The sequence below is a fragment of the Aquimarina agarilytica ZC1 genome, from assembly GCF_000255455.1.
Classification (GTDB): Bacteria; Bacteroidota; Bacteroidia; order Flavobacteriales; family Flavobacteriaceae; genus Aquimarina; species Aquimarina agarilytica.
In genome coordinates this window covers 1-12,189 of record NZ_JH621250.1, presented here as the reverse complement: position 1 = coordinate 12,189, position 12,189 = coordinate 1, and the positions used below count along the sequence as shown (strand labels likewise).

15 protein-coding genes are annotated in these 12,189 nt (G+C 29.9%); 8 read left to right on the top strand and 7 right to left on the bottom strand.

The window, feature by feature from the left end:
* Positions 1–34: 34 nt before the first annotated feature.
* The 6 genes from KQA_RS0203830 to KQA_RS0203805 form a co-directional block, all read right to left on the bottom strand.
* Positions 35–481, bottom strand: a complete 447-nt coding sequence (locus KQA_RS0203830) for a response regulator (protein WP_010178282.1) — start codon at positions 479–481, stop codon at positions 35–37.
* Position 482: 1 nt separating this feature from the next.
* Positions 483–1,031 (bottom strand): helix-turn-helix domain-containing protein, encoded by a 549-nt coding sequence (locus KQA_RS0203825; protein ID WP_010178281.1) that lies wholly within the window; start codon positions 1,029–1,031, stop codon positions 483–485.
* Positions 1,032–1,280: 249 nt separating this feature from the next.
* Positions 1,281–3,029, bottom strand: a complete 1,749-nt coding sequence (locus KQA_RS19470; RefSeq protein WP_010178280.1) for an ATP-binding protein — start codon at positions 3,027–3,029, stop codon at positions 1,281–1,283.
* Positions 3,030–3,253: 224 nt separating this feature from the next.
* Positions 3,254–3,559 (bottom strand): ribosome hibernation-promoting factor, HPF/YfiA family, encoded by a 306-nt coding sequence (gene hpf, locus KQA_RS0203815; protein ID WP_010178278.1) that lies wholly within the window; start codon positions 3,557–3,559, stop codon positions 3,254–3,256.
* A 65-nt stretch (positions 3,560–3,624) separates the two neighbouring features.
* Positions 3,625–4,545 carry a mechanosensitive ion channel family protein gene (locus tag KQA_RS0203810; protein WP_010178276.1) on the bottom strand — a complete coding sequence of 307 codons (921 nt, stop codon included), beginning with the start codon at positions 4,543–4,545 and terminating at the stop codon, positions 3,625–3,627.
* Positions 4,546–4,554: 9 nt separating this feature from the next.
* Complete coding sequence (locus KQA_RS0203805) at positions 4,555–5,064, bottom strand: Dps family protein (RefSeq protein WP_010178274.1); 510 nt, start codon at positions 5,062–5,064, stop codon at positions 4,555–4,557.
* A 385-nt stretch (positions 5,065–5,449) separates the two neighbouring features.
* On the opposite strand from KQA_RS0203805, the gene KQA_RS0203800 reads away from it, so the two are divergent.
* A complete protein-coding gene (locus KQA_RS0203800) occupies positions 5,450–5,902 on the top strand; it encodes a ferritin-like domain-containing protein (RefSeq protein ID WP_010178272.1) in 453 nt (150 codons plus the stop codon).
* Between the two features lie 240 nt (positions 5,903–6,142).
* Positions 6,143–6,847, top strand: a complete 705-nt coding sequence (locus tag KQA_RS0203795; RefSeq protein WP_010178270.1) for an SOS response-associated peptidase family protein — start codon at positions 6,143–6,145, stop codon at positions 6,845–6,847.
* 61 nt (positions 6,848–6,908) lie between these two features.
* On the opposite strand, the gene KQA_RS0203790 is transcribed toward KQA_RS0203795, so the two are convergent.
* A complete protein-coding gene (locus KQA_RS0203790; RefSeq protein WP_010178268.1) occupies positions 6,909–7,955 on the bottom strand; it encodes a helix-turn-helix domain-containing protein in 1,047 nt (348 codons plus the stop codon).
* A gap of 210 nt (positions 7,956–8,165) precedes the next feature.
* Between KQA_RS0203790 and KQA_RS19815 the strand changes: the two genes are divergently transcribed.
* The 6 genes from KQA_RS19815 (at position 8,166) to KQA_RS0203755 (ending at position 12,099) form a co-directional block, all read left to right on the top strand.
* Positions 8,166–8,324 (top strand): DUF1328 domain-containing protein, encoded by a 159-nt coding sequence (locus KQA_RS19815; protein WP_010178266.1) that lies wholly within the window; start codon positions 8,166–8,168, stop codon positions 8,322–8,324.
* Positions 8,325–8,392: 68 nt separating this feature from the next.
* Positions 8,393–9,817, top strand: coding sequence for a cardiolipin synthase (gene cls, locus KQA_RS0203780; RefSeq protein WP_029209446.1), 1,425 nt, complete (start codon positions 8,393–8,395; stop codon positions 9,815–9,817).
* A gap of 127 nt (positions 9,818–9,944) precedes the next feature.
* Positions 9,945–10,370 (top strand): YtxH domain-containing protein, encoded by a 426-nt coding sequence (locus KQA_RS0203775; RefSeq protein ID WP_010178261.1) that lies wholly within the window; start codon positions 9,945–9,947, stop codon positions 10,368–10,370.
* A gap of 12 nt (positions 10,371–10,382) precedes the next feature.
* A complete protein-coding gene (locus KQA_RS0203770) occupies positions 10,383–10,742 on the top strand; it encodes a hypothetical protein (protein WP_010178258.1) in 360 nt (119 codons plus the stop codon).
* Positions 10,743–10,746: 4 nt separating this feature from the next.
* Positions 10,747–10,953, top strand: coding sequence for a hypothetical protein (locus KQA_RS0203765; RefSeq protein WP_010178253.1), 207 nt, complete (start codon positions 10,747–10,749; stop codon positions 10,951–10,953).
* 582 nt (positions 10,954–11,535) lie between these two features.
* Positions 11,536–12,099: a type 1 glutamine amidotransferase domain-containing protein gene (locus KQA_RS0203755; RefSeq protein WP_010178251.1), complete on the top strand. Its 564-nt coding sequence runs from the start codon at positions 11,536–11,538 to the stop codon at positions 12,097–12,099.
* The last annotated feature ends 90 nt before the right edge of the window (positions 12,100–12,189 follow it).

Sequence of the window (12,189 nt, the reverse complement as noted above, 5' to 3'; positions counted from 1 at the left end):
ATGGAATTTTTTTTTTAAATGTAAGCTTAGTCAGTTATACTCTCAACAAAAAATTTTCTTTATTAAGATTTGAAGTGTGGTATTGCCAATTCACTTTTAATACTTCTTCAACAGCTTTTTTTAATTTTTTAAAACTATTGGGTTTGTTTATGTACACATTGGCTCCTAACACAAAAGTACGTTCAATATCTTCTTCAGAAGATGATGTTGAATAAATAGCTACCGATAATTTTTCTAAAAGATTATTTTCTTTGATTTCTTTTAGGCATTCCAAACCATTTTTAATGGGCATATTTAAATCTAAAAATACGATTTGAGGTAGTTTTTGATTGGGTATGGTAATGTGATCCAAAAATTCTTGGCCATTTACAAACATCGACAAAGTGGTATCCATATCAATTTCTTCAATAGCTTCTCTAAAAAAGTCTCTATCGTCTTCGTCATCATCAACTAAAACTATGTGTAGTGCATCTCTAACCATCTTATCCTAGTTTTTTACGTTGTTTAATTATTTTTTGAAATAGGGTAGGTGTTAATCCTGTAGTTTTTTTAAACTGCCCAGATAAATGTGCTACACTACTGTAACCTAGCTGATGAGCAACTTCTGTAAGTGTTAAATGTTGAGCGGTAATAAGCTCTTTAACCTTATCTACTTTGGTAATGATAATATAATTTTCGATTGATGTGTAAGTTGTTTTAGAAAATAGACTAGATAAATAAGCGTAGGAGTAGCCTAAATTTTCGGCTATATAGGTGGAAAAGTTAGTAGTTACTTTTTCATTCGAGTTAATAGCCTCGGTAATTAGATCTTTAATTTTTTGAACCATTTGAGTTTTGTGATCATTCACAATAGAAATACCATAAATAGAAAGAAGTGTAGTCAATTCTTTCATTTTTTCAATACTAACACTTTCCATAAATTCAACTTCACCTAAGCCATTGATTTGATAGGATATTTCAAGTTTATTTAATTGCTCTTCAAGCACACTTTTAAAAGTTTTATTAATGTCGTATTTAAGATATAATTTCATCGATACTTTTAGCTAAACAAATTATTCATTCGTTTAAAATTATTTGGTAAAGTTAATTATTCCATTTTTTTTAAAATAGATTATTTCAACTCTTATAAAACAAATGTGTGCTCTATCAAATAATTTTGATTAAAATACAACAATAATTAGTCACACTTTGTGTGATTTTGTAAAAGGATATAGGGTATATACTAAATGTAAACTTAGAAGTCTTGTTGTTTTTTTAATTCAACTATTTGAATTAAAGTATTATAGGTTTTTTTTCGGGAAAAATAGCTGAAAAGTGGCACCTTTATCTTTTTCTCCATAAGCACTAATATAGCCTTCGTGGAAATGCATAATTTTTTTACAAATAGACAGACCAATGCCATAGCCAGAATATTCGTCTTTTAGATGCAAGCGTTGAAATATTTCGAAAATATGAGTGCTATTTTGTTCATCAAACCCAATACCATTATCATTAACTTCAATACAATAATAGGTTTTTTCTGGTTTGGTTGCTATAGTTTTAGGAAGTGAAGTACCTGATACAATTTTACTGCTAATTTTAATTTTTAAAGGTCGGTGAGCATCTCGGTATTTTATTGAGTTTGAAATTAAATTATTAAATAGTTGTTCTAACTGAAATGCTACTCCTTTGATTACAGGAAGCGTTTCGGTGGTAATTACAGCATTTGAATTTTGAAGTGCTTCAAAAAATTCGGTACTTACCGAGTTAATTATTGTATTTAGATCAACTGTTGTTAATTTGGCGTCCTTTCGATTTACACGAGAGTAAGTGAGTAAATATTTAATTAAATTTTGCATGCGATCGGCAGCATCCATAGATTTTGCTAAGTATTTTTTTCCAGAACTGGATAAATTATCCACATCGGATTCAAAAACCCGATCAACAAACATTTGTATTTTACGCAAAGGTTCTTGCAAATCATGGCTTGCAATTCGGCTAAAAGCTTCCAATTCTTCATTACTAGTTACTAAAGCTTTGTTTTGTTTAGTAAGTTGTTTATTTAATTTTTTTGTTTTTTGTTCGGTAGTTATAAGCTTTGTAATATTTTTAGAACTAATAACTACGCCACCATCAAGTTCTAATGCCGAACTATCAAACCAAAAATCCTCGCCAATAAAGTTAAATTTGCGCACATAGTTTTTGAGTTCTCCAGGATTTTCAACACAAGATTTTAATATGTCAAAAACCCCATTTTTGAAGAGAATAGGATATACTTCAGAAACTAATTTTCCTCTTATTTTTGTAGATTTTTCACCAATTACTTCTTTGATATCTTCGCTAGTAAAAACAATTTTAAAATCGATAAGTTCATTATCTGCATTATAGATTGGAGAGAAATACGAGGTAATATTATCTGTGCTTGAAATGATTCTATTTAAAAACTGTTGCGTATGCTGAAGTTCAAACCTATTTTTGTTGATTCGTATATAAGTATACGTGAAAAATCCTATGACAACAATAATAACTATTAGAAATAGTATGAGAGAAGCCCGTGTTTTTTCTTCAAAAGTTTTTTGCCTTTTTAATAACAAACGTTGTTCTTCTAGTAGCATTGTATCAATAGAATGCTGAATTTTTTTATATAAGGTTTCTATATTAGAATTACTTATACTATTGGAGTCATTATAAAATTCATTGGTCAATACAGCTAGTTTGATACTATTCTGTTGTTGGTATAAATTATCACTTGTAAGACTTCGTATGGAATCAATGTATATTTTTTGTTCTGTAGCTAATTCGTTAACATTGTTAATACTATCGTTATCTGCGGATTGTAATCTTTGAATGTAATATTCGTCAATATTACCAGAAACTTTTCTAATATGATTTTCAACATTAAAGGTGTGATTTACCCAAGTATAGGAATCTTTTAGCGCAAGGAGTTCTCTAAAAGCAAGTAAAGAAATACTCAACAAGCAAACTACACCAATAACGAATATGAGTGTAGTTTTTTTTACAGAGAAAGAGCTTTTTTCAAAAACGTTCATCAATTTGAATTGAAAATAATTTGGTATCGTAGCTAATAGATAAATAAAGTCTCTAAAAATAGGACAAAGAGCTCTTGGCAGTTAGCTTTTGGCTTTTATATATTTATCAAATTTCTATTGTTAATAGCTAAGAGCAAAAATGGATGTTTAAAAAGATGGTAACTTTCAGTCATAACCGAAACTATGGTATTTATAACCCATAGTTTCGATTATGAATAAGCATTTTAATTCAAATTAATATTGAATAGACTTTTCTTTTTTTCTAACTGTACATCTAAGCTTTTGATGGCTGTTGTAATAGCTTCTTCAAAACTATTTTCGGTAGCTTCGGCATAAAGTCTAGGTCCTGGAGCGCTTATCCGAATACCACAGTTTTTATTAGTATCGTTATTTGTGTTTTCTTTTTTAAAAAAAATATCTGCACGAGTAATAAAAGGGTATTTTTTTTCTAATTTTTTTATTTTACTTTCAAAAAAAGATTCTAAACGTTCGCTTCCACTTACGTTTGTATATTCATATACGTTATTCATAATTTACGTTTTTTTATTAAAGATAAATGCTTTGTTTAGCTTGTATGCTAGTTAATTTTATGATTCTAATTAATGGATATGGAATTTTTATTATTCTCTGAGGCTTTTAGGCTCAGTTTGTCATTAAATTCCAATGTTCTGATAGGGAATGGGATATTAATATTTTCTTTATCAAAAGCCTTTTTGATTTCTATAATTGCTTTGCTCTTGGCTTGTAATTTTTCTAAACTGCTTTCTCCATCCACCCAAAAACGGCAAATAAAATTAATTGAACTATCGCCAAACTCGGTATAATAAAATTCGGATTCTCTACCAATATCTTTTTGGTTAAAATATGTACTAATAATATCTAAAACAATACGCTGCGCTTTTTCTAAATCAGTTCCATAACCTACACCACATTCAATAGTTATACGCATTTGCGTAGTTAGTGAATAATTTTTAAAAGGACTTTCTAAAATTGTTTTATTAGGTATAACCACATAATTATTGTCGGCTTCTTTCAGCACAAAATAGTTAAGATTGATATCAGTAACTTCACCCGAAAATCCGCTAGATTCAATCCAATTGCCTAATTGAATATTTTCTCTAAAAGAAAGCACAATACCCGAGATCATATTTGATAAAGTCCCTTGTAATGCTAAACCAATAACAATACCAGAAACACCAGCAGCAGACAGCAAACCTGTTAACGTTTTGCCTAAGTTAAGTGCACCAAGTGCTAAAAATAAACCCATTAAAACAACAACAATAGCTAATCCTCTAGCTACTAATCGCTGTACAGATTTTTGTTTTATTCTATTGTTTGTAGCTTTAATGGTTAAATTAAATACTAATCGCGAAAGTAAATATGAAATAATCAATACAACGATGGCAATCGCAATATTAGGTAAATTAATAATCAGCGATTCATACCAATCACCTAATTTACCTAATATCATTTCTAAAGGCTTCTTTGCATTTTCAATAATTTCGTTTTCTTTCATAAGTTTTTATTAAGCTATTTTAGAAATACTTAATGTATTTAAAGTTTCGTCAGTCTTTTTTGACCAAGCGTTAAGCATCCAACTAGATTTTTCTAACTCACGGATATAAGCACCTATCATATCTATTGTTCCCTCATCTCCAATAGGACCTGCTTTACTAATTACATTTTTCATGGTAGCAAGCAATGTGGAATGATCTGTTAATAAGATTTCTACCATTTCTCGATCGGTTATCAAAGAATCAGATTCCTTAATTATAGCAATTTTCATGTAATCACTATATTGACTTACTGGATGGTATCCTAACGTAAGTATGCGTTCAGCAATTTCGTCAATTTTAATTCTGGCATCTCCATATAATTCTTCAAATTTTTCGTGTAAATCAAAAAAGCTTTTGCCAACGATGTTCCAGTGAAAATTTCTTAATTTCTGGTAATACATGTGATATTCAGCCAATAAGATATTTAACTTATTTACTACTGGTTCAACCTCTTCTTTGTTCATATTTAAATAATTCATGTTCATATGGTTTTAAATTTATATAGTACAAAATTATGATTAGTGGTCATTTTTTGTTAGCTCAAAAGGTAGCTATACGTTCTCATTTACTAATAGGCAAATACATTATTTTCAGAAAGCATTTGTACTCCAGCCTTGGTTATGCCGCATTCGTTCTAGTGATATTGTTTATGTGTAAATGATTAAAGTAATTCTCTAGAAAACATTAAAAGCCTTACCGCTTAGCTATTTATTGATCGTTAGTTAAAATGTGTTAAAGCCATTTTTAGAGTCAAGAAATCTATTTTTTGAATTAATAGTCAGTGTGTTATTATAATAATTTTGACGTAGACGATGTAAATAACTCACATCTTTATTGAGTTAGCAAAACACAAAACAAGTAAAAATGGAAACATATTCTGAAAAAACAGGAAGCAAAGTAAATGAATTATTAGCAAGAACTATTGATGCCAAAAAAGGTTATGAAATGGCTTTCGAAAATGTAAAAGATGTTTCGTTAAAGTCATATTTTGATAAAAAGGTTACAGAACGTGAAATGTTTGCCGATCAGTTAAAAGCAGTTATTGGCTCCTTAGGAGAAGATGCCACCGAAACTGAGGGTAGCATGCAAGGTTCTGCTCATCGCGTATGGATGGATTTGAAAACTACATTTTCTGTAGATAATAACGAAGCTATACTTGAGGAAGCCATTCGTGGTGAAAAAAAGGCTGTAGAGGATTACAAAGAGGTGTTAAATGAAACATATCTTTCTGCACAGGCTAAAAATATTATAGAAAGTCAGTTGTCAATGATTCAAAATAGCTTAGCAACAGTTAAATCTTTAGAAGATATTAATTAGTTTTATAATAGTTGCTTAATCAAATTGAATAGCTAGAATTTAGTGTTATTAGATGTAAGCGTTGTAAGTACTTTTGTTTTTTAGGCAGTAATATATTACAACGCTTAATAGCTTTAATGATCAGTGTAATAATTGATTTCAATAAAAAGGCAATATATTTTATTACAGTATATGAGTACATTAAAAATTTTATAGGACTATAAGTAACGCGAAAGTTGATGTTACTTTGCTATTACAATTATGAAGTATAAAATATCAAATACAGCAGCTAGAGAAACTTTGGAAGCGCATGTTGGAATGCCATTGAAATATCCAAATATTTATGTTTCCAATCCAGTAGTTACAGGATTTGAAGAAACTATTGTGCCTTTAATTATTTCGGATAATGATAAAGAAATTGAATATGGTATATGGGGGCTTTTGCCAGACAATTATCATGAAGATTGGCAGGTTTTTCAAACTATAATTGATACATTAACCATCGAAAAAAAAGATTTTATATCCAATACCTTCCTTAAAGATTCAGTTAATTTAAAAAGATGTGCAGTTATTGTTACTGGTTTTTTTACGACTTACCTGTATAAGGGTGAAATTTTTCCCTTTTATGTGTATGCCAAAAACAAAAAGCCGTTTTACTTGGCTGGGTATTACAATAAACTTGCAGATGGTTTTATTACGTTTAGCATCCTTTTAAATAAAGTAGAACCATCAATAAAAAAAATTCAAAATTTGAGTGACTATTCACCGAAGATTTTATCTAAAAATGAAAAAGATGTTTGGGTGTCAAATTCTTCAACAAATAATGATATCACTAAACTTTTAGAAAAAGATAGTCAGTTAGAATTAAAATCACATACCATTGCCAAAGAACTCTATAAAATGGGAATAACTTATAATAGCATGTTAGAACCAGTAGTGTATAAAAATCTTCCCGAACTTTACTAATAATTTATAGAGGTAGGTGATCAGTTGCTTATTAAACAAAATTGTTTAGACGTAAATTACGTTACGCAGAAATAGTATCATCTTTTTTATTTGAGCGGACTTTAGCGTAATATTGGCTTGGATTTATTCCATATTTCTCTTTAAATAATTTTGAAAAATAACTGCGCGAATTTATACCAATTTGATATGTAATTTCAGTGATGTTAAGTGCTGTAGTTTCAATAAGTAATTTGGCTTTTTCAATCCTGTAATTTTTTATAAAATCGTTTACCGAAACTTTGTGCAGTACACGGAAACCTTGCTGAAGCGAATTTGCACTCAGTCCAACTCTTTTAGCCAATTTCGATACATTATCAATACTATCTATTTCAGTTTTAATTATATCTACGGCTTTTTTTACGCTCTCAATAGTGGCTTGTCTGAGAATTTTACGCTTTTCGGGCTCGTTTAAATCATCTAAATACTGTTCTAGTTGGAGCACTAATATTTCCTTAGCTTTACTTTCCAAATATACAGAACGCATAAATCCCTCTAAGTCACAGTCGGTAAAATCAGAGATTAATTCAGAAATTTCCAAACTGAATTGGGATTTGTGATAAAATTCATTTAGACCGTTTACATCCCTAAATAATTGAATTAAATCTTCATTCATATCACTTAAAAAATCCTCAATATAATTTTCGAATTTTTTTCGGTTAATCTCTAAGCTAAATAGGCATATAGGATTATTGGCAGGTATTGAAAAGTCATGAGGGAATTTCGGAGAGGCAGAAGCGATCATATTTTCGAGATTTTTAACCTCGTGAGCCTCTTTTTTACCAGTAAATTTATGGATAAAGGTTGATTTCCTGTTAAAGATTAATTTTAAGGGGTTAATAAGATCGTTTTCTAATTTAAAATTGAATTGCTGTTTAATAAGATAATCCGCTTCAATCACACTTATACCACAGTCAAAAATAGTTGCTTTTACGTAACCAGAACCTTCCGTTTCGGGAATTCTTATGCAATATTCATTAATATCATGTTCATAGTCAATACCGAAGTGCTCTGCCATTCCAATGACAATGTTTTTGGCTTTTTTATCGGTAATTTGAAATTTTTTAGTCATACTATTTTAAGATTCAATAACTTATTCAAAATATTAATTGATAGCTATATAAAAGCCTTACAAAAATAAATAAAGTTACTATAGTTACGCTAAAAACTTTTTATTGAACCAATCATTATTTTTTTACAGTTAACTAAAATGTATTTATTTAAAGTAATTTGTTGTATAAGTTAAGTATAAAACTTAACAATTAACTAAAATCGAAAAATTATGTTAGGTTGGACAGTTACATTCGTAGTATTAGCATTAATAGCAGGAGTTTTGGGCTTTGGAGGTATTGCCTCAGGAGCTGCAACTATAGCTAAAATATGCTTTTTTTTATTTTTAATTTTATTTATAATTTCATTGATAAGAGGACGCAGGGTATAAATAATGATTACCTTTAAAATTATAACGGATATCTTTACAGGGTATCCGTTTTTACTTTAATTTTATTTATGTTTTGGATTATTTTTACCATACACTTAATAGTAGCTTTACCTACTGTTGTGGTTATTATATTATTTGGGGTAAGACCAACACGATCCTTTAGTTGGCTATTGTTGGTCTTATTCTTTCCTTTTGTGGGAGTTATTTTATACTTGTTTTTGGGTATAAACCGAAGAAAATTCAAATTTTTTCAATTAAAACAGACTAACAAGAGGCAATTGTATGATAAAAATTTCGATAGCGATGTTAATACTAAGTCAGAAGTTATCTTTAAGGCTATCAATAAACAACGACTTGCCAGTTTAATTGAGCAAACAACTCATTTTAAAGTTTTAGCCCATAATAATGTGCAAATTTTGGATGATGCAGCTTTGGCTTATGATTACATTTTTGAATCCATTTCTCAGGCTCAAAAATTTATACACTTGCAGTACTATATTTTTGAAGAAGGAGAAGTATTGGACAGATTAGCTCAATTACTAATACAAAAAATAAAGGAAGGCTTAGAAGTGCGTATTATATACGATGCCTTTGGTAGTTATCATGCTAAGCGTAGTACCTTAAAGAAATTAAAAATTTTAGGAGCTAGTGTTTTTCCAGTAATGCCGTTGCGTTATGGAAGTTTTTTGTTTACCATGAATTATAGAAATCACCGTAAGGCAATAATTATTGATGGTAAAGTCGCTTTTGCAGGAGGGATGAATATTTCTGATAAGTATATAAATGCTGAGGATGACTTAGGTAAATGGGAAGATATGCATTTAAAATTATCAGGTCCTATTGTTAATAGTTTACATCGTGTATTTATAAAAGATTATTTTTTTGCCAGTAATAAAGAACTGCTTTTGGGAGATCATTATTTGCCAGAACAATCTAAAAAAGGGAATACGGATATTCAATTAGTGGCTAGTGGTCCAGATTCTGAGCAGCTTTCAGTACTTCAGCAGTATTTGATGCTTATAAATATTGCGCAAAAAAGCATAAGTATTACCAATCCTTATTTTGTGCCCAATCAATCTTTGTTACAGGCTATAAAAATTGCGGCATTGAGTGGTGTAAATGTTCGAATCTTAGTACCAAAAAAAACAGATTCTAGAATGGCAACTTATAGCATGTTTTCTTATTTTGAAGAGTTGTTGGAAGTAGGAGTAGAGATCTATCTACTTTATGGAAGATTTACTCATAGTAAAGTCATTGTAGTAGATACGGAGGTAGCTTCAGTAGGTTCGGGCAATTTTGATCACCGTAGTTTTGAACACAATTTTGAAACTAATGTTTTAATTTATAATGAAAAAATCGCCAGCAAACTGAACTCAATTTTTTTAGAGGATTGTCAATCTTGCGAAAAATTAGATCTAGAATCTTTTAAAACTCGATCCATTAAACAGCGTTTGATCGAGGGATGTGCTCGTTTTTTTAGTCCTCTATTATAATTGGAGGCTTTTAATTAAAAAGAGATTTTTTATGCAGCACAGTTCTTTTTTTATCGAGCTAATAAAAACTGAATAGATTAGTCATATTTGTGAAGTAAGTCAAGTAGTAACCATTAAAAAAGAAATTATGAGTGATAGTAGTAATAAAGGAATTGGAATATTGGCAGGTTTAGCAACTGGAGCCATTTTAGGCATGTTATATGCTCCAAACAAAGGGAAAGTTACAAGAAATTTAATTAATGATAAGGTAACAAAAGCCACCAATAAATTAGCAGATGAAGCTGAAAACTTAAAACATTCAATTCAAGATGAAGCCCATACATTAAAATCAAAAATTGTTGACGAGACTAATCACCTAAAGAATAATGTAGTGAGTAGTATCAATTCAAAAACTCAAACGCTGGATGAGCAAGTGGAAAGCATAGTAAATAACACGAGTTATAAAGCAGAAGATTTAATAACTACATTAGAAAACAAATTAGCAATTTTAAAAGAAAAAAATAAGCAAATTAGAAAAAATACAAACAAAAGCACTTCTAGTTTAACAGCGTAAATTCAATAAGTTATGAGTGTACTTGACTCGGTAAAATTAGCATCAAAAAAAGCCACCGAAAGTGGAGAAGATTATATTGATGCTACCCAAGATTATATTGAATTAAAAGTGTTTCAACAGTTGTCTTTTTTATTTGCACTGTTGGCCAAAATTTTACTTATAGGAGGTCTCTGCTTTATGGGCTTGATATTAGTAATTGTTGCAGGTGTGTTGGCTTGGGGAGATTATCTAGAAAACGATAATTTAGCACTACTCTATACGGCATTAATACTATTTGCTTTAGGTACGCTAATTTATTTACTAAGAAAACCACTTATTGATAGCCACATTATAAAAAAAATAAGCAAAACTTTTTTTATCCAAAAAAAATAAAAAAATGAATTATACTAGTTTTCAGCAAATAGAAAAAGACTTGACTATATTACAGTTGAAACGTAAAATAGCTGTGGAAGAAATAAAAGCGCTAAAAAATATTACGTCGAGTCAATTAAGTGTTTCAAGTTTTATTACCTCGCCGTTGTTGCAGCTTGCTGGTAAATACGGTTTGTCGGTACTAATAAATAAAATACTTAAAAAATTCTAGTCTTACTTACTTAAAATTAAATAAAACAATAAAAGCTATTCATTATTTGAGTAGCTTTTATTGTTTTAATTATTCAATGAAAATAGAGCTATTATTAGCATTTTCATTGCAGTAATAATTTTAAAAACGTTTTATGCTAGCATTGTTTTCAGACTTTATAGAAATCTTATTGAGAGATTTCTTTATTGCTCTATATTCTAAGGCGAAAATAGCTAGTAAACCAAATCCAACTGAAATCGCGGTTATAAGTAGTACTATTGTTATCATATTTTTTTTAGCTAATTTATGCATGCATAGGCGTTTTAGTGTGCTCCTTTAGATCTTGTTCGAACTCAAAAAAAAGACATTCTTGCAGGCGCATTTTTTAACATTTATTGGCACCGCCAAAGGGTATAATACCCCGAGGCTTGCCTCGAAATTGAAAGCTTGTATCAAACGAATGCCTCGTGGGCTTGCTCCGAGGTAGTTTACTTCAAATTGATAGCGTTATTTTGTAAATCGATACAGTTATTTTTTCAATCAGATTACTAATAATTTTATATAACAAGCAATGATGCTTTTTAAAAATAAAATTTTTTCAACATGAATTTAGACAACAAAAAAGTAGCAATTTTAGCTGCCAACGGATTTGAAAAATCAGAATTATTTCGACCTTTCGAAGCTTTAAAAGAAGCTGGGGCAGAGGTACACGTTATTTCATTAAAACTAGGTGAAATTAAGAGTTGGGATGGTGATAATTGGGGGAAATCGATCACGGTAGATCGTGTAATTGAAGATGTAAGCGAAGCAGATTATAATGCTTTGGTTTTACCAGGAGGTGTTGCCAACCCAGATCTGTTGAGAGTAAATGAAAATGTATTAAGTTTTATTCGTTCGTTTTTTGAAAGTGGAAAGCCTGTAGGGGCTATTTGTCATGCGCCATGGTTATTAATTAGTGCAGGAGTGATTGAGAATAGAGAAGTGACCTCATACCATAGTATAAAAGACGATGTAATTAACGCAGGAGCCAAATGGGTCGATAAATCTGTTGTAGTGGATAGTGGTTTAGTAACCAGTAGAAAACCTGCAGATTTGCCTGATTTTATTGATAAGCTAGTTGAAGAAATAGCTGAAGGCAAACATGAAGAACAAGTAGTTAATGCTTAATTAGTATTAAAAGGCGCATTCAGAGAATAGCCTGATTCTCATAAATTATACATAAAAAATCCAAAATTTGATAAATTCAAGTTTTGGATT

Excerpts from the sequence above, each read along its gene's own strand:
- KQA_RS0203825 (WP_010178281.1), bottom strand. The coding sequence starts at position 1,031 with ATGAAATTATATCTTAAATACGACATTAATAAAACTTTTAAAAGTGTG.
- KQA_RS0203765 (WP_010178253.1), top strand. The coding sequence starts at position 10,747 with ATGAATTATACTAGTTTTCAGCAAATAGAAAAAGACTTGACTATATTA.
- KQA_RS0203830 (WP_010178282.1), bottom strand. The coding sequence starts at position 481 with ATGGTTAGAGATGCACTACACATAGTTTTAGTTGATGATGACGAAGAC.
- KQA_RS0203755 (WP_010178251.1), top strand. The coding sequence starts at position 11,536 with ATGAATTTAGACAACAAAAAAGTAGCAATTTTAGCTGCCAACGGATTT.
- hpf (WP_010178278.1), bottom strand. The coding sequence starts at position 3,559 with ATGAATAACGTATATGAATATACAAACGTAAGTGGAAGCGAACGTTTA.
- KQA_RS0203770 (WP_010178258.1), top strand. The coding sequence starts at position 10,383 with ATGAGTGTACTTGACTCGGTAAAATTAGCATCAAAAAAAGCCACCGAA.
- KQA_RS19815 (WP_010178266.1), top strand. The coding sequence starts at position 8,166 with ATGTTAGGTTGGACAGTTACATTCGTAGTATTAGCATTAATAGCAGGA.
- KQA_RS0203805 (WP_010178274.1), bottom strand. The coding sequence starts at position 5,064 with ATGAATTATTTAAATATGAACAAAGAAGAGGTTGAACCAGTAGTAAAT.
- KQA_RS0203790 (WP_010178268.1), bottom strand. The coding sequence starts at position 7,955 with ATGACTAAAAAATTTCAAATTACCGATAAAAAAGCCAAAAACATTGTC.
- KQA_RS0203775 (WP_010178261.1), top strand. The coding sequence starts at position 9,945 with ATGAGTGATAGTAGTAATAAAGGAATTGGAATATTGGCAGGTTTAGCA.
- KQA_RS0203810 (WP_010178276.1), bottom strand. The coding sequence starts at position 4,545 with ATGAAAGAAAACGAAATTATTGAAAATGCAAAGAAGCCTTTAGAAATG.
- KQA_RS0203800 (WP_010178272.1), top strand. The coding sequence starts at position 5,450 with ATGGAAACATATTCTGAAAAAACAGGAAGCAAAGTAAATGAATTATTA.
- KQA_RS0203795 (WP_010178270.1), top strand. The coding sequence starts at position 6,143 with ATGAAGTATAAAATATCAAATACAGCAGCTAGAGAAACTTTGGAAGCG.
- cls (WP_029209446.1), top strand. The coding sequence starts at position 8,393 with ATGTTTTGGATTATTTTTACCATACACTTAATAGTAGCTTTACCTACT.
- KQA_RS19470 (WP_010178280.1), bottom strand. The coding sequence starts at position 3,029 with ATGAACGTTTTTGAAAAAAGCTCTTTCTCTGTAAAAAAAACTACACTC.